General features: G+C 71.0%; 26 protein-coding genes and 1 pseudogene. 18 read left to right on the top strand and 9 right to left on the bottom strand.

What is annotated here, in order from left to right; translation table 11 throughout:
* Positions 1–71: 71 nt before the first annotated feature.
* The 10 genes from ACWCSU_RS38885 (at position 72) to ACWCSU_RS38930 (ending at position 9,522) form a co-directional block, all read left to right on the top strand.
* Positions 72–1,712 (top strand): ABC transporter substrate-binding protein, encoded by a 1,641-nt coding sequence (locus ACWCSU_RS38885; RefSeq protein WP_449941858.1) that lies wholly within the window; start codon positions 72–74, stop codon positions 1,710–1,712.
* Positions 1,713–1,746: 34 nt separating this feature from the next.
* On the top strand, positions 1,747–2,664 hold the full coding sequence (locus ACWCSU_RS38890) for an ABC transporter permease (protein ID WP_357706819.1): 918 nt from the start codon (positions 1,747–1,749) through the stop codon (positions 2,662–2,664).
* Positions 2,661–3,626 (top strand): ABC transporter permease, encoded by a 966-nt coding sequence (locus tag ACWCSU_RS38895; protein ID WP_364099505.1) that lies wholly within the window; start codon positions 2,661–2,663, stop codon positions 3,624–3,626. The genes ACWCSU_RS38890 and ACWCSU_RS38895 overlap by 4 nt, the downstream gene beginning before the upstream one ends.
* Positions 3,623–4,564: an ABC transporter ATP-binding protein gene (locus ACWCSU_RS38900; RefSeq protein WP_449941859.1), complete on the top strand. Its 942-nt coding sequence runs from the start codon at positions 3,623–3,625 to the stop codon at positions 4,562–4,564. The genes ACWCSU_RS38895 and ACWCSU_RS38900 overlap by 4 nt, the downstream gene beginning before the upstream one ends.
* Positions 4,564–5,487, top strand: a complete 924-nt coding sequence (locus tag ACWCSU_RS38905; protein WP_449941861.1) for an ABC transporter ATP-binding protein — start codon at positions 4,564–4,566, stop codon at positions 5,485–5,487. Before ACWCSU_RS38900 ends, ACWCSU_RS38905 begins: the two co-directional genes overlap by 1 nt.
* Positions 5,488–5,671: 184 nt before the next feature.
* Positions 5,672–6,199: an RNA polymerase sigma factor gene (locus tag ACWCSU_RS38910; RefSeq protein ID WP_357706814.1), complete on the top strand. Its 528-nt coding sequence runs from the start codon at positions 5,672–5,674 to the stop codon at positions 6,197–6,199.
* Entirely contained in the window at positions 6,196–6,999 is an 804-nt protein-coding gene (locus ACWCSU_RS38915) for a zf-HC2 domain-containing protein (protein WP_449941863.1), read from the top strand. The genes ACWCSU_RS38910 and ACWCSU_RS38915 overlap by 4 nt, the downstream gene beginning before the upstream one ends.
* Positions 6,996–7,850 (top strand): ATP-binding cassette domain-containing protein, encoded by an 855-nt coding sequence (locus ACWCSU_RS38920; protein WP_449941865.1) that lies wholly within the window; start codon positions 6,996–6,998, stop codon positions 7,848–7,850. The genes ACWCSU_RS38915 and ACWCSU_RS38920 overlap by 4 nt, the downstream gene beginning before the upstream one ends.
* On the top strand, positions 7,847–8,740 hold the full coding sequence (locus tag ACWCSU_RS38925) for a hypothetical protein (protein ID WP_449941867.1): 894 nt from the start codon (positions 7,847–7,849) through the stop codon (positions 8,738–8,740). The genes ACWCSU_RS38920 and ACWCSU_RS38925 overlap by 4 nt, the downstream gene beginning before the upstream one ends.
* Positions 8,737–9,522 carry a hypothetical protein gene (locus tag ACWCSU_RS38930; protein ID WP_449941868.1) on the top strand — a complete coding sequence of 262 codons (786 nt, stop codon included), beginning with the start codon at positions 8,737–8,739 and terminating at the stop codon, positions 9,520–9,522. Before ACWCSU_RS38925 ends, ACWCSU_RS38930 begins: the two co-directional genes overlap by 4 nt.
* On the opposite strand, the gene ACWCSU_RS38935 is transcribed toward ACWCSU_RS38930, so the two are convergent.
* The 4 genes from ACWCSU_RS38935 to ACWCSU_RS38950 all read right to left on the bottom strand — a co-directional run bounded on the left by ACWCSU_RS38935 (position 9,495) and on the right by ACWCSU_RS38950 (position 12,109).
* Positions 9,495–10,403 carry a cation diffusion facilitator family transporter gene (locus ACWCSU_RS38935; protein WP_449941870.1) on the bottom strand — a complete coding sequence of 303 codons (909 nt, stop codon included), beginning with the start codon at positions 10,401–10,403 and terminating at the stop codon, positions 9,495–9,497. The genes ACWCSU_RS38930 and ACWCSU_RS38935 overlap by 28 nt on opposite strands.
* 25 nt (positions 10,404–10,428) lie before the next feature.
* The gene (locus ACWCSU_RS38940; protein ID WP_449941872.1) at positions 10,429–10,932 is read right to left on the bottom strand and encodes a hypothetical protein; all 504 of its coding nucleotides are present in this window, start codon (positions 10,930–10,932) and stop codon (positions 10,429–10,431) included.
* Positions 10,933–11,016: 84 nt separating this feature from the next.
* On the bottom strand, positions 11,017–11,511 hold the full coding sequence (locus ACWCSU_RS38945; RefSeq protein WP_449941874.1) for a hypothetical protein: 495 nt from the start codon (positions 11,509–11,511) through the stop codon (positions 11,017–11,019).
* Positions 11,512–11,518: 7 nt separating this feature from the next.
* A complete protein-coding gene (locus tag ACWCSU_RS38950; protein ID WP_449941876.1) occupies positions 11,519–12,109 on the bottom strand; it encodes a hypothetical protein in 591 nt (196 codons plus the stop codon).
* A gap of 419 nt (positions 12,110–12,528) precedes the next feature.
* On the opposite strand from ACWCSU_RS38950, the gene ACWCSU_RS38955 reads away from it, so the two are divergent.
* From ACWCSU_RS38955 to ACWCSU_RS38965, 3 genes are all read left to right on the top strand, one after another.
* Positions 12,529–13,809: an MFS transporter gene (locus ACWCSU_RS38955; RefSeq protein WP_449941878.1), complete on the top strand. Its 1,281-nt coding sequence runs from the start codon at positions 12,529–12,531 to the stop codon at positions 13,807–13,809.
* 151 nt (positions 13,810–13,960) lie between these two features.
* Positions 13,961–15,118, top strand: a complete 1,158-nt coding sequence (locus tag ACWCSU_RS38960; RefSeq protein ID WP_364099470.1) for a HesA/MoeB/ThiF family protein — start codon at positions 13,961–13,963, stop codon at positions 15,116–15,118.
* Positions 15,119–16,105, top strand: a complete 987-nt coding sequence (locus ACWCSU_RS38965; protein WP_364099467.1) for a S66 family peptidase — start codon at positions 15,119–15,121, stop codon at positions 16,103–16,105.
* Between the two features lie 10 nt (positions 16,106–16,115).
* Here the strand turns inward: ACWCSU_RS38965 and glpD are convergent, their stop codons facing one another.
* Positions 16,116–17,786 (bottom strand): glycerol-3-phosphate dehydrogenase, encoded by a 1,671-nt coding sequence (gene glpD, locus ACWCSU_RS38970; protein WP_449941881.1) that lies wholly within the window; start codon positions 17,784–17,786, stop codon positions 16,116–16,118.
* An 83-nt stretch (positions 17,787–17,869) separates the two neighbouring features.
* Between glpD and ACWCSU_RS38975 the strand changes: the two genes are divergently transcribed.
* The 3 genes from ACWCSU_RS38975 to ACWCSU_RS38985 all read left to right on the top strand — a co-directional run bounded on the left by ACWCSU_RS38975 (position 17,870) and on the right by ACWCSU_RS38985 (position 21,496).
* Positions 17,870–18,715, top strand: coding sequence for an MIP/aquaporin family protein (locus ACWCSU_RS38975; protein WP_357706793.1), 846 nt, complete (start codon positions 17,870–17,872; stop codon positions 18,713–18,715).
* 21 nt (positions 18,716–18,736) lie between these two features.
* Positions 18,737–20,248: a glycerol kinase GlpK gene (glpK, locus tag ACWCSU_RS38980; protein WP_357706791.1), complete on the top strand. Its 1,512-nt coding sequence runs from the start codon at positions 18,737–18,739 to the stop codon at positions 20,246–20,248.
* A 75-nt stretch (positions 20,249–20,323) separates the two neighbouring features.
* Entirely contained in the window at positions 20,324–21,496 is a 1,173-nt protein-coding gene (locus tag ACWCSU_RS38985; RefSeq protein WP_364099459.1) for a sensor histidine kinase, read from the top strand.
* A gap of 127 nt (positions 21,497–21,623) precedes the next feature.
* On the opposite strand, the gene ACWCSU_RS38990 is transcribed toward ACWCSU_RS38985, so the two are convergent.
* Together ACWCSU_RS38990 and ACWCSU_RS38995 are read right to left on the bottom strand one after the other, a co-directional pair.
* A complete protein-coding gene (locus ACWCSU_RS38990) occupies positions 21,624–22,229 on the bottom strand; it encodes a hypothetical protein (protein WP_449941884.1) in 606 nt (201 codons plus the stop codon).
* Positions 22,226–22,723 (bottom strand): annotated as a pseudogene (locus tag ACWCSU_RS38995) (RNA polymerase sigma factor); the annotation flags it as partial. The gene ACWCSU_RS38990 and the pseudogene ACWCSU_RS38995, both read right to left, overlap by 4 nt.
* Before the next feature lie 266 nt (positions 22,724–22,989).
* Here ACWCSU_RS38995 and ACWCSU_RS39000 point away from each other — a divergent pair.
* Both ACWCSU_RS39000 and ACWCSU_RS39005 read left to right on the top strand, forming a co-directional pair.
* Positions 22,990–23,160 carry a hypothetical protein gene (locus ACWCSU_RS39000; protein WP_357706786.1) on the top strand — a complete coding sequence of 57 codons (171 nt, stop codon included), beginning with the start codon at positions 22,990–22,992 and terminating at the stop codon, positions 23,158–23,160.
* A gap of 24 nt (positions 23,161–23,184) precedes the next feature.
* Positions 23,185–23,769 carry a hypothetical protein gene (locus ACWCSU_RS39005; RefSeq protein ID WP_449941886.1) on the top strand — a complete coding sequence of 195 codons (585 nt, stop codon included), beginning with the start codon at positions 23,185–23,187 and terminating at the stop codon, positions 23,767–23,769.
* Positions 23,770–23,846: 77 nt separating this feature from the next.
* Here ACWCSU_RS39005 and ACWCSU_RS39010 read toward each other — a convergent pair whose 3' ends face one another.
* Positions 23,847–24,515, bottom strand: a complete 669-nt coding sequence (locus tag ACWCSU_RS39010; RefSeq protein ID WP_357706784.1) for a YczE/YyaS/YitT family protein — start codon at positions 24,513–24,515, stop codon at positions 23,847–23,849.
* A 62-nt stretch (positions 24,516–24,577) separates the two neighbouring features.
* Positions 24,578–26,338 (bottom strand): adenine deaminase C-terminal domain-containing protein, encoded by a 1,761-nt coding sequence (locus tag ACWCSU_RS39015; protein ID WP_449941888.1) that lies wholly within the window; start codon positions 26,336–26,338, stop codon positions 24,578–24,580.
* Positions 26,339–26,517 lie beyond the last annotated feature (179 nt).

Here is a 26,517-nt window from a genome sequence, read left to right on the forward strand (position 1 = left end):
GGCGCCGGGGCCGGCGAACCCCCCTCCCGCCGGTCCCGGCCCTGGCCCCTCTCACCTCACTGGAGTGATCCGTGACTCTCCGTAACGTGCTGACCGCGGGGCTGCTGCTCGGCGTGGCGGCCTGCGGCGGCGGCAAGGCCGCCGCGCCCGCGCCGGCGGCGGCCGGGGGCGGGACCCTGACGATCCTGTCCAACCAGGACTTCTCCCACCTGGACCCGGCCCGCAACTGGACGATGCCCCAGATGGACTTCGGCATCCGGCTGCTGTACCGCACCCTCACCACCTTCAAGGCAGGCAGCCACGAGATCGTCCCGGATCTGGCCACCGACCTGGGGACCGCCTCCGAAGGGGGCAAGGTGTGGACCTTCACCCTCAAGGAGGGCGTGAAGTACGAGGACGGCACCCCGGTCGTCTCGAAGGACATCAAGTACAACGTGGAGCGTTCCTTCGCCCCCGAGCTGCCCGGCGGCCCCAACTACGCCCAGCTCTACCTGGCCGACGCCGACGGCTACAAGGGCCCGCTGAAGGGCAGGCACCTGGACTCGATCGAGACCCCGGACGACAGGACCATCGTCTTCCGCCTCAAGCGGCCGGTCGCCGAGTTCTCCTCCACGGTGACGCTGCCGACGTTCGCGCCGGTGCCGGCCGCGAAGGAGACCGTGGCGCAGTACGACAACCGGCCCTTCTCCTCCGGGCCGTACAAGATCGAGCGCTACGACCGCGGCAAGGAGATGGTCCTCGTCCGCAACCCGCACTGGTCGGCGGCCACCGACCCGGTGCGCAAGGCCGCGCCCGACCGCATCGTGGTCAAGCAGGGCCTGCGGCAGGGCGTGATCGACGACCGGCTCATCGAGAGCAGGGGCGAGGACGCCACCTCGATCGCCTACACCGACGTCAGCGCCGCCAGCCTGGCCAAGATCCTGCCCCGGCCCGACGTGAAGTCCCGGCTGGTCAACGCCATGTCGGGGTGCACCGACATGATCGGCTTCAACACCTCCAAGCCGCCCTTCGACGACGTGAAGGCCCGGCAGGCGGTGCACTTCGCCCTGGACAAGCAGGCCCTCCAGACCGCCGCCGGCGGCCCGGCCATGACCTCGATCGCCACCTCGTACCTGCCGCCGGCCCTGTCGGGCGGCACGCCGCAGGACGTGTTCCGCCTGCCCCCGGGCGGCGACGTCGAGAAGGCCAAGGCCCTGCTCGGCGGCCGGACCCTGAACGTCCGGATGACGATCTCGACCGGTGACAAGGCGCTCGGCGAGGCCGTGCAGGCGTCGCTGAAGCGGGCCGGCGTCGAGGTCGTGCTCACCCCCGTCGATCCCTCGGTCTACTACGACACCGTCGGCGACACCGCCAAGACGCCCGACCTGTTCACCTACGGCTGGTGCCCCGACTACCCGTCCGGGGCGACGTTCCTGCCGCTGCTGTTCGACGGGCGCACGATCGTCGAGAAGGGCAACTCGGGCAACGTCTGGCAGTTCAAGGACGAGGCCGTGCAGAAGCGCATCGACGAGATCCAGGCGATGAGCGACCCGAAGGCCGCCGAGGCCGCCTGGATCGACCTCGACCGGCAGGTCATGCAGTCCTCGCCGGCGGTGCCGTACGCGTGGGACCGCAAGCCGATCCTGGTCGGCAAGGGCGTCTCCGGCGCCGTGGGCCATCCCGTCTGGTCCGGGCAGCTCGACTTCGCCGTCCTGGGGGTGAAGCAGCAGTGAGGAACGGCTACCCCGGATTCCGGCGGATCCGGACATGACGGCGACGGTCGTCACGGCGAGCCCGCCCGCCCGGCTGGTCCGCAGGCGCCTGCTGGGCGGCGCCGCCGCCCGGTTCGGGCTGGCCGTGGTGACGGTCCTGGTGCTGGTCGCGCTCGCCGCGCCGCTGCTCACCCAGGTGAACGGCTGGCCGCCGGACGCCTTCGACCCGGCCGCGATCGACCAGGAGCTCGCGGGCGTGCCCAAGGGGATGCTGGGCGGCGTCAGCGGCGAGCACTGGCTCGGCGTCGAGCCCGTCAACGGCCGCGACGTCTTCAGCCGCATCGTGTACGGCGCCCGCGTCTCGCTGCTCGTCTCCACCCTGGCGACCCTGGTGTCGGTGCTGCTCGGCACCGTGTTCGGCCTGCTGGCCGGCTACCTCGGCGGCTGGGCGGACGCGGTGATCAGCCGGACCATGGACCTGCTCATGTCGTTCCCGAGCCTGATCTTCATGATCGCCCTCATCTCGGTCATGCCCGACGGCGACCGCATGGTCCTGCTCGTGTGTGTGATGGGCGGGTTCGGCTGGCCGTACATCGGGCGGATCGTGCGCGGGCAGGCGATCTCCGTCAAGCACCGCGAGTACGTGGACGCCGCCCGGGTCGGCGGCGCGTTGAACGGCGTCATCGTCTTCCGCGAGATCATGCCCAACATCACCGCGCCGATCCTCGTGTACGCGACGCTCGCCGTGCCCGCCAACATCGGCACCGAGGCGGCGCTGTCGTTCCTCGGCGTCGGGGTGCGCCCGCCGACCGCCTCCTGGGGGCAGATGATCCAGGAGGCGATGCTCTGGTACGAGGTGGACCCGATGTACCTGCTCATCCCAGGCACCTGTCTGTTCCTGACCGTGCTCGCCTTCACGCTCCTCGGCGACGCCCTGCGCGACGCCATCGACCCCAAGGGGGCGGCGCAGTGACGTCGTACCTGGTCAGGCGGGCCCTCGCGGTCGCCGGAGTGCTGCTGGTGATCTGCGCGGTGACCTTCGTGATCTTCTACGTGCTGCCGTCGGACCCGGCGGTCCAGGCGTGCGGCAAGACCTGCACGCCCGAGCGGGTAGCCGAGGTGCGCGCGCAGATGGGGCTGGACCGGCCGCTGTGGGAGCAGTTCGGCGGCTACGTCGCGGGCATCTTCGCCGGACGTCCCGGCTGCCACGTGCCCTGCCTCGGGTTCTCCTACCAGAACGCGCTGCCGGTCTGGGACCTGCTGATCGACCGGCTGGGGGCCAGCACGTCCCTGGCGATCGGCGCGGCCCTGCTGTGGCTGGTCGTGGGCGTCACGGTCGGGGTGGTGTCGGCGCTGCGCCGGGGGAGCGCCCTGGACCGGACGCTGATGATCGCCACGCTGACCAGCGCCTCCCTGCCGGTCTACTTCGTGGCGATGGTCCTGCTCCTGCTGGTGGTACGGGTGACGGGGCTGCTGCCGTACCCGGCGTACGTGCCGCTCACCGACGACCCCGCCGCCTGGGCCGGCAACCTGATCCTGCCCTGGGTCACGCTGGCCGCCCTGTACGCCGCCATGTACGCCAGGCTCACCCGCGCGCAGATGATCGAGACGATGGCCGAGCCGTACATCAGGACGGCCCGCGCCAAGGGCCTGCACGAGCGGACCGTCGTCGCCAAGCACGGCATGCGCGCGGCCATGACCCCGGTCGTCACTGTCTTCGGCATGGACCTGGGCGGCCTGCTCGCCGGCGCGATGATCACCGAGACCGTGTACGGCCTGCCCGGCGTGGGACGGCTGGCCTACGACGGCATCGTCAAGTCCGACCAGCCCGTGATCCTCGGCACGACGCTGCTCGCGGCCTTCTTCATCGTGCTGGCCAACCTGCTCGTGGACCTGGTCTACGCGGTCATCGACCCCAGGGTGAGGTACTCGTGATCCTTTCCGTGCGCGACCTGTCCGTGAGCTTCGGCGACGTCCGGATCGTGGACGGCGTGTCGTTCGGCGTGGCGCGGGGGCGCACCCTGGGCGTCGTCGGCGAGTCCGGGTCGGGCAAGTCGGTGACCGCGCTGTCCGTGCTCGGGCTGCACCGCCGGGCGACCGTCGCCGGGTCGATCGAGCTCGACGGGGAGGAGCTCGTCGGCGCCCCGGCCGAACGGCTGCGCCGGCTGCGCGGCAGCGCGGTTTCGATGATCTTCCAGGATCCGCTGTCGTCGCTGCATCCGTTCTTCACCGTGGGGGAGCAGATCGCCGAGGCGTACCGGCTGCACCGCCGTACCGGCAGGCGGGTGGCTCGTGAGCGGGCGGTCGAGATGCTGGCCGAGGTGGGCATCCCGGAGCCGCGGCGGCGCGCCGGGGAGCATCCGCACCGCTTCTCGGGCGGCATGCGGCAGCGGGTGATGATCGCGATGGCGCTGGCCTGCGAGCCGGGCGTGCTGATCGCCGACGAGCCGACGACGGCGCTGGACGTGACCGTCCAGGCGCAGATCCTCGACCTGATCGCGCGCATCCAGCGCGACCGGGGGCTCGCGGTCGTCCTGATCACCCATGACCTGGGCGTGGTGGCGCGCATGGCAGACGACGTCCTGGTCATGTACGGCGGCCGGACCGTGGAGCACGCGCCGGCCAGGGAGATCTTCAAACGGCCGCTGCACCCGTACACGCGGGCCCTGCTGGACTCGGTGCCCGGCGCGGACCCGGGCCGTGCCCGCCTGCGGGCCATCGCGGGAGCGCCGCCCTCGCTGCTCGCGCCGCCATCCGGCTGCCGGTTCCACCCGCGCTGCCCGGCCGCCCTCGACGTCTGCGCGACCACGCGACCGCCGCTCGCGGGCGAGCCCCACCGGGTCGCGTGCCATCTGGAAGGAGCCGACCACTGATGCTCTCCGTACGCGACCTGCGGATGACCTTCCCCGTACGCCGCGGGCAACGGGTCCGGGCGGTGGACGGCGTGAGCTTCGACGTGCCCGAGGGCCAGGCGCTCGGGCTGGTGGGCGAGTCGGGCTGCGGCAAGTCCACGACCGGGCGCATGATCGTCCGGCTGCTGGAGCCCACCGGCGGGACCGTCACCTTCGACGGCCAGGACATCACCCACCTGGGCCCCCGGGCCCTGCTGCCGATGCGCGGACTGCTCCAGATGATCTTCCAGGACCCGTACGCGTCGCTCAACCCGCGCCACACCGTCCGGCAGATCGTCGCCGGACCGCGCCGGACCGTGGACCGGGACGGCGTCGTCGAGCTGCTCAGGCTCGTCGGCCTGGACGCCGAGCACGCCGACCGCTACCCCCACGAGTTCTCCGGCGGCCAGGCGCAGCGGATCGGCATCGCCCGCGCGCTCGCCTCCCGTCCCCGCCTGGTCGTCTGCGACGAGCCGGTCTCGGCGCTGGACGTGTCCATCCAGGCCCAGATCGTCAACCTGCTCGCCGACCTGCGGGCCGACCTCGGGCTCGGCTACCTGTTCATCGCGCACGACCTGTCGGTGGTGCGGCACATGTGCGAGACGGTCGCCGTCATGTACCTGGGCCGGATCGTGGAGACCGGCTCCTCGGCCACCGTCTACGCCGATCCCGCCCATCCGTACACGCGCACGCTGCTGTCGGCCGTGCCGGTGCCCGATCCGGAGGTGGAGGCGACGCGGGAGCGCATCGTCCTGCACGGCGACCCGCCCAGCCCGCTCGCGCCGCCGCCCGGCTGCGCCTTCCATCCGCGCTGCCCGAAGGCCCGGTCGCTGTGCCGGACGGAGCCGCCCGTGCTCACGACGGTACGGGGACGACAGGTGAGCTGCCACTTCCCGGAGGAGTGACCGGGCCTGCCTCCGGGAGGCCGGTTCCCTGAGCGGACCGGCTTCCCGGGGGCTCGGTCGGGTCGGTGTCACCAGTACCTTTCCTCTCACATCCCCCTTGTCGTGCGAAACGCGCATCCCAGTTCGTGAACCGCCGGAGCGGAGGGATGCGACAGAGAGGCATGACACCGATGAACGGGCTCCCGTGAGCGAGCACGAGACGTGGCAGGACGCCCGGCTGTTGGAGGCCGTGGCCGACGGCGACCGGCGTGCGCTGGAAGTCCTCTATGCCCGGCACGCGCCCTGGCTCCTCCTCCGGCTCACCCGCCGCTGCGCCGACCCCGCCCTGGTGGACGAGGCGGTCCAGGACACCTTCGTCGCGGTCTGGCGTACCGCGCGCAGTTGGAAGGGGCAGGGCGAGGTCGCGGCCTGGATCTGGGGGATCGGCGTGCGCCGCCTGCTCGACCACCTACGCCGCCGCCCCGCGGCGGTGCTGCCCGCCCACGAGCAGGTCATGGTCTCCGCCGAGGAGCAGGTGCTGCTCGGCATCGAGTACGGCGAGCTCGGCCGGGCGCTCGACCGGCTCTCCCCGGAGCTGCGCGCCGTGGTCCAGGCGACCGTCCTGGACGGCCTGACCACCCGCGAGGCCGGACGGCTGCTCGGCATCCCCGTGGGGACGGTCAAGACCCGGATGATGCGCGCCCGCGCGCTGCTGAGGGAGGAACTGGCGTGAGCACCTGGCACATGGACGACGGCATGGCCGCGGCGTACGCGGCGGGCGAACTGCCCGCGACGCCGGCCGCCTCCGTCGAGGCCCACCTGCTGGCCTGCGAGCAGTGCCGCCTCCTGCTGGCCCCGCGGGTGCCGCGGGCCCGCCTGGACCGGGTCTGGGACGACATCGCCGACACCGTGGACGCCCCCGCGCCCCGCCCGGTCGAACGGCTGGTGCGGGCCGCCGGGGTGCGCGAGCACACGGCCCGGCTGCTCGGGGCCACGGTCTCGCTGCGGCTGCCGTGGCTGGCCGCCAGCGCCGTGGCGCTGTTCTTCGCCGCGCTGGCCTCAGGGGAGACGAACCGGTGGGGGCTGCTGACGTTCCTCACGCTGGCGCCGGTCGTGCCGGTGGCCGGGGTCGCCGTGGCCTTCGGGCGGGACGGGGATCCGGCCTACGAGATCGGGCTGGCCGCGCCGTACTCGACGTTCCGGCTGATGCTGATGCGGGCCGCCGCCGTGGTGGCGTCCTCGTCGGCGCTGGCGCTGGCGGCCGGGCTGACCCTGCCGGGCGGCGGCTGGGCGACCGCCGCGTGGCTGCTGCCCTCGCTCGCCCTCACCTCGCTGACCCTGGCGCTGTCCAGCCGGTACGACCCGCGCCGCTGCGCGATCGCGGTGACCGTCCCCTGGGTGGCCGCGGTCCTCGGCACGAACGTACGCGAGCCGGATCTGGCCATGTTCGGGGCCGCCGGGCAGGCCGGCTACCTGGCCGTCACCGTCGTGTCCGTCGTCCTGCTCGTCGTCCGGCGCAGGGAGTTCTCATGATCGAGGCAGTCGGCCTGGTGAAGACCTACGGCCGCGTCCGGGCCCTGGACGGGCTCACCCTCACCGCCGGCAAGGGCGTCACCGGCCTGCTCGGCCCGAACGGCGCGGGCAAGAGCACCCTGGTACGGGTCCTCGCGACCGTCCTCGCGCCGGACGAGGGCGAGCTGCGGCTGCTCGGCCGCGACCCGGCCGCCGGACGGCTGGAGATCCGGCGGCGGCTCGGCTACCTGCCGCAGGACCTGGGCTTCCAACGCGGTGTCACCGTCTTCGAGTTCGTCGACTACGTGGCGATCCTGAAGGAGATGACACACCGCCGGTCCAGGCACGACGAGGTGCGCCGGGTGATCGAGGAGGTCGGGCTCACGTCCGTCGGCGGCAGGCGGGTCCGTACGTTGTCGGGCGGCATGCGGCGGCGTCTCGGCATCGCCCAGGCCCTGCTGGGGGAGCCCGAGCTGATCCTCCTGGACGAGCCCGCCGCCGGGCTGGACCCGGAGCAGCGGCTGCTGTTCGGCGAGCTGGTCGCGCGCCTCGGCCAGGACCGTACGGTCGTGCTGTCCACCCATCAGACCGACGACGTCGCCGCCCTCTGCGACCGGGTGGCCGTGCTCAAGGCGGGCCGGTGCGTGTTCGCGGGGGCTCCTCGGGAGCTCCGGGCGCTGGCCGAGGGGCAGGTCTGGGTGTCGGCGGAGAAGGCGGCAGGGACGTCGCGGCGGACCGGCGACGGCCTGTACCGCGGCCTCGGCCCCGCCCCCAGTAACGCCCGCCCCGCCGACCCGACCCTGGAGGACGGCTACCTGCTGCTCCTCACCACAACCACCAACACCACGGACATCACGGAGGCTTCGGCATGACCCGCGACCCCGACGCCTCCCCTCCGGACACCCCCCGCAAGTCGGCCACCCCCCGCACGCCTCGCACGCCGGACGCACCGGACTCGCTGGAGAACGGCGGCGAGCCCGTCCATCCGCTGCCCGCGCACCTGCTGCCCGCGCTCGCGCTGGCCGAGACGCGGCGGCTGATGCTGCACCCGCTCGCGATCGCGGGCCTGGCCCTGTACCTGCTCGGCCTCGCCACCACGGAATGGGCGCCCCGGCCCGCCTACAGCGCGCTCACCAACGGTTTCGTCGTCCTGTGGGGCTTGCCGATCTTCTTCGCCGCGACGCTCACGGCCTCGGCCACCAGACGCGCGGGCACGGACGAACTGCTGGCCGTCACCCCCGTCGGCCGGAACCTGCGCACGGCGGCCTGCTGCCTGGCCGGGCTGGGGCCGTTCCTGCTGGCCTGCGCGATCCAGGCCGTCATGGTGACCGTCTACGTGGTCGCCGACGTCGAGGTGGAGCGTTTCCCGAGCGTCCACGAGATCGCGGCGGGGCCGTTGTGCATGCTAGGCGCCTGTTTCCTGGGGGTGGCGGTGGCCCGGTGGCTGCCGTGGCCCGGGGTGTCCGTCCTGGTGATGCTCGCGTTGATCGTCGTCAACCAGCGGGTGGAGCCGCACCACTCGACGCTGTCCATGCTGGGCCTGTACGTCGAGTTCGCGCGGTGGGGGCCGCCGCCGTACCTGGAGGGCGTGGGTTTCCTGCCGGGCTCGCCCGCCTGGCACGCCCTCTACCTGCTGGCGTTGAGCCTGGGGGCCGGGGCGCTGGCGATGACCCGCGACTCGGACCGGCGTGGGCTCTGGGTCGGCATCGGCGCCGCCCTGGTCGTGACCGCGTCGGTGGCCGCGATCCGGCAACTGCCATGACCGCCACGACCGCCACGACCGCCACGACCGCCACGACCGCCATGACCCCGCCCGCCGCGCGGCGCCTGCTCGACCGGCTGCCCGGCGTGCGGGGCCGGGCTCGTGCGCTGCTCGTCCGGCGGCTCCAGCGGGCCATCTCCGCCAACGGCCCGCAGGCCGCGCTGGCCGCCGTGATCGAGCTGGTACGGGAAGGACTGCCGGCCACCGCGGTCGCCGTGGAACTGCCGGGCACCCGGATCACGTCGGGCGATCCCGGGCCGGTCGTCCACGATCTGACCGGTGTCCGGATCACGTCGGGCGATCCCGGGCCGGTCGCTCATGACGTGCCGCTGGTGTGGCACGGACGGGCGGTGGGCCGCCTGCTGATCACCCCGTTCGCCGATCCGCGGGCGGTCGCCGCGGTCACCCCGTACGTCGCCGACGCCGCCCACACCGCGGCCGTCGTCGCGGACCTGCGCCGGACCAGGGAACGCGTGCTCGCCATTCGCGATGAGGAGCGCCGCCGCCTCCACCACGACCTGCACGAAGGGCTCGGCAGGGCCCTGCGCGACCTGGCAGGGACGGTCGACGCGGCCGCCACCGGCCACCGCACCGACCCCGCCGCGGCCGACCGGCTCCTGCTCGACCTGAGCGCCGCCATGAACACGATCAGCCAGGAGATCAGAGCCCTCCTCCAGAACCCGAGCCTCCTCCAGGAAGCTCTCCAGGACCCGCACCCCCGGGTGCCGTCGCCGCGACGTGACAGGGCGCGGGCTCATTCCGGGGCGACCGGCGTGACGTAGACCTCGCGGATCTCCGGACGCCGCCGCAGCCGCTCCTCCACTGCCGACATCGCCCGCTCGGCCCCGGGAAGGTCCGTGGCCGAGGTGAGGGTCACCCGGGCGGCCACCATGACCTGGTGAGGGCCCACGATCACCGCGATCACCCTGCGCACCCCGGCGACCCCGGGCACCTCGGCGATCGCGCGGCGGATGCGGGCCAGGTCGGCGGCGTCCACGCTGGGCGCGGCGACGAGGTTCTGGTTGAGCCGCAGCAGCAGACCCGAGACGGCGACCAGCAGGATCCCGATCAGCACGCTGCCCAGCGAGTCGTAGACCTCGTTCCCGGTCGCCTGGTGCAGCCCGAGCCCGGCCAGCGCGATCGGGCCGCTGACCACGGCCGCCGCGTTGGCCAGCGTGACGGTCTTGGCCGCCGGGTCGCTCCCGGCCAGCAGCTCCGACCACAACGACCGGCCGGTCACCGCGGCCCGCGCGCCGAGGGCCCGTACCGAGACGGCCAGCGCCCACCCGTCGCTGACCGTGATCAGGGTGATCACCAGGTAGCCCAGCGCGTACGTACCGCCCGAGGCCGACGGCTCGCCCAGGCCCTCCACGATCGACGCGACGCCCCCGCCCACGAACAGCCCCACGGCGGCGAACAACGACCAGAAGAAGATCTCCTGCCCGTAGCCCAGCGGGTGGCGCTCGTCGGCCGGACGCGCCACCCGCGCCAGCCCGATCAGCAGGAACGCCTCCACCCCGAGGTCGGCCACGCTGAACATGGCCTCGGCGTACAGGATGGCCGAGCCGGTGGCCGCCGCCAGCACCCCGAGGACGACGGCCTGCGTCGCCACGACCACCATGGTGACGATCACGCTGGTCCGGCTGCTCGGCTGCGCGCTCATGCCGGAACGGCCTCCCGGCAGGCGATCATCGTTTGGGGGTCACCCGTACGACGGCGCGGCCGCGGTCGAAGGAGAGGAAGCGCAGGACGACGTCGTTCAGGGTGAGCGTGGTGACGCCCCGGATGTAGCCCGTGCAGCCGCCGCCCTCGTCGAACTTGCAGGTGGACGAGCCGCCCTGCTCGCCCTGGGAGCTCATGTCCCCGGCCCCGGTGAAGTCCGCCTCCCAGGTGACCTTGTCGCCCTCGACGCTCCCGACGGCGAAGCGGGAGATCCCGTGACGCTGCCCGAACTTCAGGACGTCCCCCGCCCTGAGGGTGACCTCGCACCGGGCGTCCCCGCACCCGCCGAACTCCCGCCCGCCCGCGCCGCCGGCGGCGTCGGGCGGCGACGTGGACGAGCCGGACGTGGATTCGGACGCGGGTTCGGACGCGGATTCGGAAGTGGGCGCCGACGTGCGCCCGGCCGTCCCGACAGGACCGGCGCACCCGGTCAACGCGCAAGCGAGCAGGAGTACAAGCCACTTGACCATGGCAAACACCCTAGGCTCCAGGACGGATCTCACCCCGGAGTTCCTCCTCACCCGGCGTGCCGCACCCCGCCGCGAACACCATCCTCAGCGTGTCACGCGCAAGGCCCACTCGACCGAGTCCGGGGCCTGGACCCGTACCGTCAGGGTCTTCCTGCGGCCCAGATCGAGGCGGTTCATGATGGGGCTGATCATGTCGTCGAGGCAGGTGAAGGGCATGTCGATGCCCGGCTCCAGGATGATCTCCGCCTTGCCCTCCCCCCGGCAGCGGAACAGGACCCACAGCTCGTCCTTGCCGGGGGGCACGTCGCCCACGACCATGGACCCCTTCCTCGGGCCCGCCTTGAGGACGGTGATGGTGCCGGCCTCCATGCCCGGCAGGCGCAGGGACGCGGGTTCGGGCGGCGGCGTGCTCGCCGGGGTCTCGGTGGGAGGGACCGCCGCTGTCTTGCTGGGAGGGGCCGACGGGGTGGCGTCCCGCCGCTCAGCCGCCGGATCGGTCGGAGGCGCAGCCGTGCAGGCCGTCGCCAGGGCGAGAAGGCAGCAGGGAATGGCGAGAGACGCCACCTGTCGGATCATCATGTCGAGATCACCTTTGTTTGAGGTACCAGCCGACGCGCCATGGAGTCCAGGCGGTTACGTTTTTCGGCTTTTGGCCGCATACGTGATAAACGCCGTTGGTCTTCTTGCGCCAGACGCCGTACGTGGCGGTGGTGGTTTTGCGGGCGGGAGTCGGGATCGAGATGGTGTTGCCCAATGAAGCCGTGAGACTGGCGGACAGATTCACGCCCGTGGCCACTTCGGCCCCGGCGATGAGCCTGTCCACCTTCAGGCTGCCGGAGACGTTCCAGGAGACCGAGACCGTGCCGGAGACGGTGGCGGTGAAGGTGGACGTCGCGGCGTGCGAGGTGCTGTTGTGGTTCGACTGCGTCGGGCCGATCGCCTTGTGGCTGTTGCTGTAGGTGGAGACCCGATAACTGACCTCCCCAGGCGGGCAGGCCATCGCCAGGGAAGGAGCGGAGGACTTGGCGCGGAAGATCTCCGTGTCGTCGTCGAAGCCGACGACCACGTTCGGATTGCCGGGAACGGGCCGGGGCTCGTCGGCGAAGGCCGGCGTCGCGCCCAGAATCGCGAGCGGTGCGATCAGCGCGGTTGTCGAGAGCGTGCGTTTCAGCGACATCGTGGGTAGGCTCCCTCTGCATCGAATGGTGCTCCACGGACGGGGATCGTTGGTCGCGGCACCCGTCCGTGCAGCTTTTTGAATGTCTCCCCGGCTCTCCGCCGGGTATTGAGCGTCAGTTATTCACGCCGCTGAACGGCGAGCAACTCCTTGTCCGGCCCCGGCCCGTGTGCTAGCGGAACACGAATGGCTACATTCGGCCTACATTTGCCAGTTCTTCGGCTCGATTGACAGGGGTTTGCAACTTTATCAATAGTCCCGTCGGCGGCATTGTGGTCGCACGTTTATCGGCCGTCCATAACAAACGTGCACACTGTCGCCGGAATTATTGAGCAACGTCCGGTTTCGGGCTGATGGCGGACGACCGTTCGGCGCCTCCATGGAACGGCCCTGGAACGGGGTGGAACGCCCTCCATGACGTGAGCCACTCGTCGAAACACTCGATCCCCGCCGGACACGTCACCGGGCGCCGCCGTTCTCCGGTGTCGTCGCTGGCGCTGCTCGTCACCGGCCAGGGCTTGTCCGGTTTCGGCGACCAGTTCTACGTCGTCGCCCTCCCGGGGATCGTGCTGCTGCGGCACGGCACCGCGGCCCTGGGGACGGTGCTGACGGTCTACGGCCTCTTCCGGCTGCTCGGTCTCGTGCTCGGCGGCCCGCTCGCGGACCGCTGGACGCCCAGGCCGATCATGCTGGCGGCCGACGTCGTGCGGGCCCCGGCCGCCGGTCTGCTGTGCGCCCTGGCCTGGAACGGCGAGGACCGCCTGTGGGCGCTGGCGGCGGGCACGGCGGTGCTCGGCCTGGCCGGAGGCGTCTTCCTGCCGGCGAACTTCGCCGTCATCCCCGACATCGTCGAGGAGCGGCACGTCCAGAGCGCCAACAGCCGCAACTACGCGACCGCGCAGGCCGTCGCGCTGACCGGGCCGGTGGTCGCGGGCGTGTTCGTCGCCCGGCTGGGCCCGGGGCCGGCGCTCGCCGTGGACGCGGCCTCGTTCGCGGTGTCGGTCGCGACCCTCTGGTTCGTCCGGCCGCGCCCCGGACGGGTGCGTCCTGAGCAGGGCGGCGGCGGGGCCGGCATGTGGGCCGTCGTGCGCGGGTTCCCGCTGTTCAGGGTGATCCTGACGCTGGCCGCCGCCGGAAATCTCGGCTTCGCCGGGATTCTGGAGGTCGGGCTGCCCGCGCTGCTGCACGAGACCGCGCCGGCGACGTTCTCCACCGTGTACGGGATCGTGCTGGGCGCCTTCGGGCTCGGCGCGCTCGCGGGCAGCGTCGTGGCGGGCCTGCTGCGCGCCCCGCGCAACCCGGTGCGGGCGGCGGTGCTGCTGATGCTCCCGCAGGCCGCGCTGCTCGGCGCGGTCGGCCTGATCGAGGGCCAGGTCTGGCCCGCGGCGCTCTTCCTCGGGGCGGGCGCGGCGAACGCGGCGGGCAACGTGCTGCTGATCACCGTCGTGCACACCACGCTGCCCGCGGCGGTGCGCGGGCGGGTGTCCGGGGCACTGCTGGTGGCCTCGTTCGGGATCTTCCCCGTGGGCGCGCTGCTCGCGGGACTCATGGCTTCCGCGGCCGGTCCGAGGACGGTGTTCGTCCTCGGCGCCGTACTGGTGGCCGCGGCAGGTGTGGCCGGCCTCGTCTCCGGGCCGGTCCGGAACTTCGCGAAGGGAGGTGAATCGCATGACTTACGAGATGAGCGACCTGGGCACTGACGCGCCGGTCGAGGTGAGCTGGATCGTTTTCTGAGCCCGACGGTAGACCCGCACACAGCGGCAGACAGTTTCAGGGCATCCGGGGAGAACGGCCGCTCCCCGGATGCCCGCTCGGCCATTTCCGAAGCGACCGCGAAAAGAAAGGACGACGATGACCCCCTCCCTGGACAGCCACATCCGCGTCAAACCCATCTATCCCGTGTACCGGCTGGACGACCGGCGTTTCCGCATCGGCGCCCAGGCCGGCGTCACGGTGGACTTCACCGACCCGTACGGGCAGCTCTGGACCCTCGTCGAGGCGCTGGACGGCGCGCGGCCGCTCGGCGAGGTCGCAGCGGCGGTCGGCCGGGCGCACCCGGGCATCGGCGTCGAGGACGTGCTCACCGCCGTCCGCGACCTGGACGGGCGCGGCTTCCTTGAGGAAGCGCGGCCCACGCCCTACGAGGACGGCCGCTACGAGGGCAACGTCAACTACTTCAGCCACTACGCCGGCCTGTCCGCCGCGCGCGAGCAGCCGCAGGACCGGCTGCGGTCCGCCCACTGCGTGCTGCTCGGGCTGGGCGGCGGCGGCTCCTACATCCTGCCCATGCTGCTCGCGGCCGGGTTCGGCAGGATCACGGCCGTCGACTACGACCGGGTCGAGCTGGGCAACCTGAACCGGCAGTCCCTCTACCGCGAGAGCGACATCGGCGCGTACAAGACCGCGGTGGCCGCCCGGCTGGCCAAGGAGGTGAACCCCGACGTCGAGTTCACCGCCGTGCAGCGCCGGATCGAGTCGGCCGCGGACGTCGCCCCGCTCGTCCGGGGCGCCGACGTGGCGATCTGCGCGATCGACGAGCCGCCGTTCGTCGCGCAGCGGCGGGTGAACGCGGCCTGCGTGAAGGAGGGGGTGCCCTACGTCTGCGGCGGCTCGTTCGTCACCCGCGGCCGGTTGTTCTCGGTGCGCCCGCGTGAGACGGGTTGCATGGACTGCCTGCACCTGTACTACACGCGCGCCGACCCGAGCTACCTGTCCCAGCTCGCCGGGGCGCTGCGGGTCGAGCACGGCCGGGTCACCATCGCCTTCGCCCCGCACATCGCGCTGGTCGCGTCGCTGATCACCGGCGAGGCGATCCGGCTGGTGACCGGCCACGCCGAGCCGATCGCCCTGGGCCGTCAGCTCGACGTGCACTTCGAGACCGGCGAGCTGGAGGTCATGTCCCAGTGGCCGCGCGACCCGGACGGCTGCCCGGTCTGCGGCGACGGCGCCGACGCGGCCTCGTTCGCGGTGTGGGCGGAGGCGGAGAACGACTCCCCTATGCTTCGCTAGATGGACGTCATCCATCCCCCCAAGCTCAAGGCGGGCGACGTGGTCCGCGTGGTCGCGCCGGCCTGCTCGCGCGCGATGGTCATGGAGCACGACCACACCGCGCTCATCGACGCCCGCTTCGCCGAGCTCGGCCTGACGCTCACCTACGGCCGCCACGTCGACGAGCGGGACGCCTTCAACTCCAGCAGCGTCGCCTCCCGCGTCGCCGACCTGCACGACGCCTTCGCCGACCCGTCGGTGGCGGCGATCCTGACGGTCATCGGCGGCTACAACAGCAACGAGCTCCTGCCGCACCTCGACTGGGAGCTGATCCGGGCCAACCCCAAGATCGTGTGCGGCTACTCCGACATCACCGCCCTGCAGAACGCCTTCCTCGCCCGCACCGGGCTGGTCACGTACTCGGGGCCCCACTGGTCGACGTTCGGGATGCGGGACCACTTCGAGCAGACCCTGGAGTGGTTCACCGCGGTCCTGTTCGGTGACGCGCCGGTCGAGCTCTCGGCGGCGGCGTACTGGACCGACGACCTGTGGTTCCTCGACCAGGACAAGCGCGAGCCGATCCCCGGCGAAGGCTGGTGGCCGCTGCGGCCCGGCGCCGCCGAGGGGCGCGTCGTGGGCGGCAACCTCTGCACCCTGAACCTGCTTCAGGGCACGCCGTACATGCCGTCACTGGAGGACGCGCTGCTCGTCGTGGAGGACGACCTGGAGTCGCACCCGGCCACCTTCGCCCGCGACCTCACCTCGCTGCTCCAGCAGCCGGGCGCCGAGACCGTCCGCGGCCTGGTGATCGGACGGTTCCAGCAGGCCAGCCGCATGACCCGCGCCCTGCTGGAGCAGATCGTCGAGACGCAGCCGGGGTTGCGGGACGTCCCCGTCCTGGCCAACGTCGAGGTCGGCCACACCAACCCGCTGGCCACCTTCCCGATCGGCGGCCGGGCCCGCCTGACCGTCACCCCCGAACCGTCGCTGACCCTCCTGCGCCACTGACCACCGGCCCTCACGACGCGGCGGCGGCCTCCCGGCGCGGAGCCGTGGCCTCGGCCAGGGCCTTCTGCTCGGCCTCGACCAGGGTGCGGCAGCGCGCCACCTCCGCCTCGACCCGGGCCCCGTCCCAGCCGAGCAGCCCGGCCATCAGCCGCGCCACCACGGGGGCCGCGTCGAGCGCGGCGGGGATCGCCTCGATCAGCATCCGGGTCCGCCGCGACAACACGTCCTCGGCGTGCAGCGCGCCCTCGTGCGTGACGGCGTACACGGCCTCGGCCTTGATCCACGGGCATCCCTCCACCAGCGGCTCGCCGAGCGTGCGGTCGCCGTCGACCAGGGAGAGCACCTCCGGCGCCAGCGTGCCGTAGCGCTGGACGAGGTGCTCCACGACGTCGGCGTCCACGTCGTGGTCCTCGGCCAGGCGCCGTACGGACACGCGCACGGCGGGCAGCCCGTCCGCGCCGATCAGCGGCAGCCGGTCGGTCACCGAGTCCGGCACGTCGAAGCCCTCCAGCGCCGCGTCGACCACGTCCTTGGCCATGACCCGGTAGGTGGTGAACTTGCCCCCGGCGATCGTGGCCAGGCCGGGCATCGGCACGTCCACCACGTGCTCGCGGGACAGCTTGGTGGTCGCCGAGCTCTCGTCGGCCGCCACCAGCGGGCGCAGGCCCACGTAGACGCCCACTACGTCGTCGCGGGTCAGCGGCCGGGCCAGCACGGCGTTGGCGTGGTCGAGGATGTAGTCGATGTCCTCGCCGGTGGCCGACGGCTCCTCCCGGTCGCCGTCGTACTCGGTGTCGGTGGTGCCGACGATCCACCGCCGCCGCGTCCAAGGGATGATGAACAGCACGCTCTTCTCGGTAGGGATGATCATGCCGGTGGACGCGTCGATGGCCTCGCCGGGCACCATGACGTGCACGCCCTTCGACATCCTGACCTTGAAGCCGGCCGGGGCCGAGCCGGGCAGCCCGTTGATCGGGTCGGTCCACACGCCCGCGCACACCACCACGGCGTCGGCCCTGACGTCGAGGTCGCGGCCGGTCTCCTCGTCACGTACGCGGGCCCCGACGATCCGCTCGTTGCCCTGGTCGCGCAGCATCTCGACGACCCGCGTCCGGGTGGCGACCACGGCGCCGTGCGCGGCGGCCGTCCTGGCCAGGGCGAGCGTGAAGCGGGCGTCGTCCACCTGCGCGTCGAAGTAGATCATGCTGCCGGACACGGCGTCGGCGCGGAGGCCGGGGGCCATCCGGCGGGACTCCTTGACCGACAGGTACCGGTGCCGGGGCATCGGCCGGCGCATGCCCTCCAGCGTGTCGTACAGGGTGAGCCCGGCCCCCACGTACGGCCGCTCGATGAGCCCGTGCTGCAGCGGGTACAGGAACGTGACCGGCTTGACCAGGTGCGGGGCCAGCCGCGAGACCAGCAGGTCGCGCTCCTTCAACGCCTCGCGGACCAGCTTGAAGTCGAACTGCTCCAGGTAGCGCAGCCCGCCGTGGATGAGCTTGCTGGACCGGCTCGACGTGCCGGAGGCCAGGTCGCGGCTCTCCACGAGCGCGACGCGCAGCCCGCGGGAGGCGGCGTCCAGCGCGGCGCCCGCGCCGGTCACGCCGCCGCCGACCACGAGCACGTCGAAGGACTGCTCGGCCAGCCGGTCGATGGCGGCCTGACGGTTTCTGGCGTCCATCGCCCCGGTCATGTTCATTGATCCCCCGAACCACGTTTTGTGCTCAACTGCTCACAATCCGTATACGTTTCCCTGATCGGGGAATGGCACACAACGCCGACACCACGGAAGCGGGGGCAGCGGTGGTCGAACGTGTCAAGCGGCGGGAACTGGCCGGTGAGCTCATCGCCGAGTTCGCCGGCACGATGGTGCTCATCCTGTTCGGGGTGGGCGTCGTCGCCCAGGTGGTCGCGGCGGGCATCGGCGACCACGACAGCATCGCCTGGGCGTGGGGCATCGGCGTCGCGCTCGGCGTCTACGTCGCGGGCCGGATCACCGGCGCCCATCTCAACCCGGCCGTCACGCTGGCGTTCGCGGCCTTCCGGGGGTTCCCCTGGGCCAAGGTGCTGCCGTACTCGCTGGCGCAGACCGTGGGGGCGTTCGTCGGGGCGCTGCTGGTGCGGTGGAACTACACGGAGGTGCTGACCAAGGTGGACCCCGGGCACACGCTGAAGACCCAGATCGTCTTCTCCACCCTGCCCGGCAACGGCGAGCTGCCGGTGGGCATGTGGGGCGGGTTCCGCGACCAGATCATCGGCACCGCCATCCTGATGTTCGTCCTGTACGCCCTGTCCGACTCGCACAACCTCGCGCCCAGCGCCAACCTCAGCCCCGTCGTCATCGGCCTGCTCATCGTCGGCATCGGCATGGCGTGGGGCGCCGACGCCGGCTACGCGATCAACCCCGCGCGCGACTTCGGGCCGCGCCTGGCCAGCTTCCTCACCGGCTACTCGGGCGCCTGGCGCGACCAGTACGGCGACCTGTACTTCTGGGTGCCCATCGTCGGCCCCCTGCTCGGCGGCGTGGCCGGCGCCGGGCTCTACCAGCTGATGATCGCCCGGTTCCTCCCCGAGCCCGAGCCCGACCTTGAGGACGCGGGCCGCGTCTGACCCGACCGGAGGAGAACGACCATGCCCGATTTCGTGGGGGCCGTCGACCAGGGCACCACCAGCACCAGATTCATGATCTTCAATCACGGTGGCCTGGAGGTGTGCAAGTTCCAGCTCGAACACGAGCAGATCCTGCCCAGGGCCGGCTGGGTGGAGCACAACCCGATCGAGATCTCGACCAGGACCTCCGCGGTGATCGAGACCGCCCTCCAGCGCACCGGGCTGCACGACACCGACCTGGCCGCCGTGGGCATCACCAACCAGCGCGAGACCACGGTCGTGTGGAACCCGCGCACCGGCCGCCCGTACTGCAACGCCATCGTGTGGCAGGACACCAGGAGCGCCAGGATCGCCGCGCAGCTCGAACAGGACGGCCGTGGCGAGGTCATCCGCAGGAAGACGGGCCTGCGGCCGGACGCGTACTTCTCCGGCGGCAAGATCCAGTGGATCCTGGAGAACGTCGAGGGCGTGCGCCAGGCGGCCGGGCGGGGAGAGGCGGTCTTCGGCAACACCGACACCTGGACCCTGTGGAACCTCACCGGCGGCGTCCGCGGCGGCGTGCACGTCACCGACGTGACCAACGCCAGCCGCACCATGCTCATGGACCTGGAGACGCTGGAGTGGGACGACGAGCTGCTGTCCTTCTTCGGCATCCCGCACGAGATGCTGCCGGAGATCCGCCCGTCGTCCGAGCCCGCGTCCTACGGCGTGACCAGCGCGTACGGCCCGTTCGCCGGCGAGGTGCCGATCACCGGGATCCTCGGCGACCAGCAGGCGGCCACCGTCGGCCAGGTCTGCTTCTCGCCCGGCGAGGCCAAGAACACCTACGGCACCGGCAACTTCATGCTCCTCAACACCGGCACCGACCTCGTACGCTCCGAGCGCGGCCTGCTCACCACCGTCGCCTACAAGTTCGCCGGCCAGCCCGCCGTGTTCGCGCTGGAGGGCTCGATCGCCGTGACGGGGTCGGCCGTGCAGTGGCTGCGCGACCAGTTGCACATCATCCGTACCTCGGCGCAGAGCGAGGACCTGGCCCGGCAGGTGACCGACAACGGCGGCATCTACTTCGTCCCGGCGTTCTCGGGGTTGTTCGCGCCGTACTGGCGGCCCGACGCGCGCGGCGCGATCGTCGGCCTGTCCCGGTACAACAGGGACGCCCACCTCGCGCGGGCCACCCTGGAGGCCATCTGCTACCAGAGCAGGGACGTCGTGGAGGCCATGCAGCAGGACTCCGGCGTGGTGCTGGACGTGCTGAAGGTCGACGGCGGGGTCACCGCGAACAACCTGTGCATGCAGCTCCAGTCCGACATCCTGGGCGTGCCGGTCAGCCGTCCCGTGGTGGCCGAGACCACCGCGCTGGGCGCCGCGTACGCCGCCGGGCTGGCCGTCGGCTACTGGAAGGACACCGACGAACTGCGCGCCAACTGGGCCGAGGACCGGCGCTGGAACCCGGAGTGGAGCGACGAGCAGCGCGAGAAGGGGTACGAGGGCTGGAAACGCGCGGTGAGCCGCACCCTCGACTGGGAGTCCTGACCGCCCGCGGGACGCCCTTACCGTGCGCTTACCGCCGCGGTCCCCACAATGAGATCTCCGGCAGAAGGAGATCGCGTGCGATTACCGTTCCACGGAAAACCGCTCGGAGAGCTGTTCGGCAGGCTGAGCATCCGCGCCCGCCTCACGCTCACGTACGGGTCCATGCTGTTCGTCGGCGGCACGCTCCTCCTGACCGTCACCTACCTGCTGTTGCGCTCGGTGCTGGACAACGTGGAGTTCTCGCTCGACGTGCCACCGGGCACGCCCGACGCGTTGGTGACGATCTGGCGGCACCAGATCGAGATCCAGGCCGTCAAGCTGAACGAGCAGATACTGCGTCTCATGGTCCAGCAGTCCGTGCTGATCCTGCTGGGCGTCGGCCTGTTCGCGCTCGTCTGCGGCTACCTGGTCGCCGACCGGGCGTTGCGGCCCGTCGCCAAGATGACCGCGACGGCCCGCAAACTCTCCGAGAGCACGCTGGCCCACCAGCGCATCGACCTCCACGGCCCCGAGGACGAGCTGAAGGAGCTGGCCGACACCTTCGACTCGATGCTGACCAGGCTCAACAGCGCCTTCAACTCCCAGCGCCGTTTCGTCGCCAACGCCTCCCACCAGCTTCGTACGCCGCTGACCATCAACCGCACGGTCCTGGAGATCGCGCTCTCCGACCCGCTGGCCTCACCCGACCTGAAGGCCCTCGCCCGCACCCTGCTCGAAGTGAACGCGCGCAACGAGAAACTCATCGAAGGGCTGCTGCTGCTGGCCAGAAGCGAACGGGAGCTCGCGCGCAGAAGGCCGGTGGACATCAACGACGTGACGCTGACGGCGGTGGAACAACTGACGCCCTCCGCCGACCGGCGCGGTGTCACCGTCACCTCGCGCCTCGGCGGCACGACCATGCAGGGCGACCCGGTCCTCCTCGAACACGCCGTGGGCAACCTGGTGGACAACGCCATCAAGTACAACCTCCCGCAGAACGGGCAGATCTGGATCAGCACCGACGAGACGCTGACCGGGGAGGTCGTCGTCCACGTGGCCAACACCGGGCAGCCCGTGCCGGCGTACGAGATCGGCAGCCTGTTCGAGCCGTTCCGGCGGCTCAACTCCGACCGCGTGGACTCGGCGAACGGCTCGGGGCTGGGACTGTCGATCGTCCGCGCGGTCGTCCAGGCGCACGGCGGCCAGGTGACCGCGTCCCCGCGCGAGGGCGGCGGCCTCTCCGTCACGATCAGCCTGCCCAACCGCTGAGGGACGACCCCGCGGCGGCCTGCCTGGAGGCCGTCGCGGGGGATCTCGGAGGGTCACTTGCCGGACGGCGGGTACGCCTCCGGGTGCTCCTTCGGGTCGGGCATCTGGTCCCAGGACGGGTCGTCGATCACCTTGCAGGGCTTGGCCGGCCCGTCGACCGCGAAGCCGCCGAACTGCCACAGCGCCCTGGGCTTCTCGGGCCCCGAGGTCTGGTCGTCGTCCTCGGTGACCTCCATGACGGCGGTCTGCCCGTCTTGATGCGCTTCGGGTCGATCTGCACCTGACCGTTGCCCAACCGGAACGTCTTGGCGTTGGGGCTGTTCTCGATCGCCTTCCTGATCCTCTCGTGGACCGCGGGGTCCTTGCTCTGCAGCTCTTCCTTGGTGAAGGAGGGGCCGGCGTCGGCGGGCGCGCGGTCGGGGGCGCAGCGGGTGCCGGGCTTGAGGTAGGAGACGTCGGCGGGCAGGCCGAGCGCCGCCAGGTCCTTCTCCACCTGGACGGGGTCCCGGAACTCGTTGATCTTCAACGTGATCGTGCCGTCGGTGTTCTTGCTGACCGCGTAGGCGGGGGCGTCCGAGCCGTTGAGGAAAGGCGTCGCGACGGCCGCGGCGGCCAGGACGGCGGCCACCGCCGTGCCGGTGAGCAGGCGCCGCCTGGTGCGCCTGCTCCGGGCCCCGTTGCGGGCCTCGATCTCGGCTTTGAGCTCCATCAGTACGTGCTCCTTGAAGTTCATCGGATTCCTTCCATGACGAAGGGGGCCATCTCCGGTACGTCCCTGAGCGCGTGGCGGGCGCGGTGCAACCTGGCGCGGGCGGCTCCCTGCCGGATCCCCAGAGCGGTGGCCGCCTCGCCGATCGTGAGCTGGTCGATGACGACCAGTTCGAGCATCGCGCGGTCACCGTCGGGCAGTCCGGCCATGGCCTGGAAGGCGCCTCTGGCCAGGTTCTCGGCGTCTATGCGTTCCACCAGCTCGGTCATGTCGTCGGGGGCGAGCTGCCGTCGCCCGCCCACCCGATCGGGCAGTCTCGTCTCCTTGAACGCCCGGCGCCGCTCGGCCGGGAGCCTGTTGCGCGCCACGCCGTACAGCCAGGCGATCTCACTGCCGCGTCCGGGCCGATAGGTGTGCGCGGAGTCGAGCACCGCCACGAACACCTCCGCCACCAGGTCGGCGACCGTGTGCGGATCGTCGATCCGGCGTGCGAGGAACGAGGTGATCGCATCGACGTGACGCCGGTAGAAAGCCTAGAAAGCGTCCGGATCTGTGGCGATATCCGGCTGTTTGCGACGCACCGGCCGTGCTCCCTTCGTCGATTACCCCCCTTCTTGGTCAGTAGCCGAGAAAACGTTATGAGAGCTGACAGAACAGACGCCTCGCGCCGCCCGCGTCCGGACACCGAAACCCGGACGACACCCGGCACGACCGTGGCTTATGCTCCTGATGCCACGGCAAACCGTCGGCCATCCCCCAGCAGCGAAGACGGACGGAACGCACGGTGAACCAGCCAGACGTCACCACCACGGTGGACATCGCCATCGCGAACGCCGCGCGCCTGCTCTACAACGCGGAGACGATCACCGACCTGGCGCTGATGGAACGCCTTGAGCGCCTCGCCGACTCCTGGATCTCCATCGCCGAGTTCCTGCACGAGCGTGACAAGAGCTAGCCGCGCGTTGCTACGGTGCCCGGCATGGGCCACCGAACGAGATCGCTGAGCCGGGCGGACGTCACCACGGCGTTGGCCATGACACTCGACGCCGCGGGCGCCGCCGTCCCCTACCGCCTGTGTGGCACGAGCGCGGCGCTCCTGCAAGGCGTCCCCCTGCCGGCCGGGGACATCGACCTGCTGATGCCCGGCCGGGCGGAACTGGACACGTTCGCCGCGGCCCTCTCGGCGTTCCCCCGCCTGCACGCCGCCGCCTGGATGCCGGAGTCGGCGCAGTACTTCGCCAGGTTCGCGGTGAACGGGGTCGAGGTCGAGCTCAGCACCGTCGAGAGGCCGGCCGGTTCGGACGTCCTGGAATGCGTAGGGGAGGGGCCGTGGCGGCATCACGTCCTGGTCGCGTGCGGCTCCCACCAGGTGCCGGCGGTCCGGCTGGAGATCCGGCTGGCCACCGAGCTCCTGCGCGACCGCGCCGACCGGTACGGCCCGATCATCGACCACCTGGGCGTCCACGGCTTCGACCCCGACCTGTTGCGGCGCGCGATGGACGCCTGCGACGTCCCGGCCGCCCGCCGGCAGCCGATGCAGAACCTTCTCGTCCCGGGCGCTTGACCTCCTGAAACGACGGGGGCCCCCGGGGCCTGGGCTTGTGCCCGGTCCCGGAGGCCCCTCTCGTGACTGACGTCAGCTCACGTCCGCGAGAACTTCTTGAACAGGTAGAAGTAGAGCTTGATGTACTGCCCGACGAGGATGCCGTTGATGATCGTGCCCTCGCGGATGAACTGCGGCCCGCCCAGGAAGATCAGCCCGATTCCGGCGGAGACGACCAGCAACGTGCAGTCGAAGGCCGTCTTGATGTTGCCCCACTTGTAGCCCGTCCGCTTGAAGACCGTGTTGACGAACATGTCGACCGGCATGAGCACCAGGTTCGCCCGGATCATCAGGAACAGCCCGAACGCCAACGTCGCGTCCGCGACCACCAGGAGGACGAACTTGGCGGCGTACACGTCCAGCACGATCCAGCTCGTCAGCATCAGGTTCAGGTCGAGGAACGTGGCCAGGACGAGGGCCGGGATCAACGCCAGGAAGTTCCTGAGCTTGAAATCCTTCGGCAGGACGAGATAGGTCAGCAGCAACATCAGCAGCTCAAGGGCGAAGTTGAACGTCCCCTGGCTGACCGAGGGGAAGACCAGCGTCATCGTCCGGGTGAGACTGCTCTGCGGCGAGATGCCGATCCCCGCCCTGATGGCCAGGCTGACCCCCAGGGTCAGCAGGTAGATGCCGGCGCCGTAGGTGATCCAACGCCGCACCAGGCTTCCGGTGTCGACGACTCCGGCCTCTTTTTCATGCTGTAGCACAGTTGCCTCCTTGGCTGTGTTGCTGGTCCGGCCGGAGCCTGCCGGATGACGCGGTGTACGCCTCAGACCATGAACCCGAAGCGGTCGAGCGAGATGAAGAGGGTCAGCAGCTTGTTGACGACCGGCTCGCCCTCGTTGTGGTTGCCCAGCTTCTCCAGCGCGGCGTCGATCGACCGGGTCGCGTCGACCAGCTCGGGCAGGTTCATGTTCGCCATGACGCCGTAGATGTCGAGGGGCAGCGCGGCCTTCACCTGCCCGTCCTCGGTCACGACGCAGCCGCCGACGTAGGCGTCGAGCTGCTTGAGGTTGTCGCACATCTCGGCGCTGTCGGTGCCGACCACCACGAAGTAGGCGAAGGGCGCCGGCCAGAACGTCGAGACCGCCCCCCGGTCGATCGAGACGCCCTTGAACAGGCCGTTGACGACATGGCGGGTGCCGTCCGCGTAACGCTGCACGACGGAGATCCGGTTCAGCGTGACCCCGTCCACCTCGGGCACGACGGCGCCGTCCGCGAACGGGACCCAGACCTCCTGCGCGAACTTGAGATGACCGCGCCCGTAGACGTCGAAGAGCAGGACCTTGGCCCGGCCGCCGTCCTCGGAGATCTCGATCGGCGTGAGGTCGAGCTGCCCGGGAGCCAGATCGGCCAGGCCCGGCCTGGGCTCCTGGACCATGACCGAATAGTCGAGGTCGACCGGCTTGAGGAGCTTGCGGTCCTTGGCGACCAGCTCGCCGCCCTTGAACACGTACCGAGGGTTGATCTTCGACAGGCTGTCGGTGAGCACGATGTCGGCGAAGCGGCCCGGGGCGAGCGAGCCGAAGTCGTGGTCCATGCCGAAGGAGCGCGCGGAGTACAGCGTGCCCATCTTGATCGCCTGGATCGGGTTGAGGCCCATCTCGACGGCCAGGGAGATCACCCAGTCGATGTGCCCCCTGGTCAGCACGCGGTCGACGGAGATGTTGTCGGCGCACATCTGGAAGTTCTCGGCCGGCCAGCGGCGCTTGACGATGGCGCGCAGCATGGTCTTGATCACCTCGGGGCTGCCGACGCCGAACTTGATCTGGGTCTGGAAGCCGTACCGGATGCTCTTCTCGATGTCGTCCTCGTTCCAGACATCGTGGTTGTTGTGCGCGCCGATCGCGGGCATGTAGTTCAGCAACATGTCCGACAGCGCCGTCACACCCCAGTGGCTGTTCACGAAGCCGCCCTTGGCGCGGCCCAGGGCGGACTTGCGGAAGTCGTCCTCGTTGCCCGTCATGTAGGAGAGGTGGGCCAGCTCGCCCAGCCCGATCACCGGGTCCATCTTCAGCATGGCGTCGGTGACCTCGACCGACGTCTTCTTGCCCGGCGCGAAGGCGTAGATCCGGTAGGGCAGCTTCTCGTAGTCCTTGAACAACGCCTCGGCGGCCGCCACGGCCTCGTCGCCCGCCGCGCTGGCGAAGTCCAGGGTCTCGGCGAAAATGGTGGTCGTGCCGCTCGGCACGATCGCCTCCCCGAACGCCGCCGGGTGGGCCAACTGGGCGTCGAAATGCAGGTGCGCGTCGATGAGCCCGGGGATCGCGTAAAGGCCCTCGCCGTCGAACACCTCGCGTACCCGCACGATCGACTCGTCGGGGTTCAGCGCGATGATCCGCTCGTTGTAGACGAGGATCGAACCCTGGTAGACGGTCTCGCTGTGGACGTCCAGAACGCTGAGGTTGCGCAGCAGCAGGTCTGCCTCCCTCTCCCCGTTCAGGATGTCGAAGACCGCCCGCACGTGGTCGTAGTGGACCGAGACCCGGTCCGCCCTACCGGTCTGGCCCGTCTTCTCCTGCTGGAGCATGATTTCCTCGCTTCAATACTCGGCTGTTGCGATTCCGCCGGCGGAACGAGCTCCAAGGACGCGGCTCCGGGATGCCGGCGGCCAGGTCGCGGAGTTGATCAGAGGCCGCCGGGGCCGTGTCGCTCGTACGCGCTGTGGCTATGAAATGGCACCGCACCGTTGCTGACAAGCAGCCGTTT

The sequence above is a fragment of the Nonomuraea sp. NPDC001699 genome (assembly GCF_053596455.1).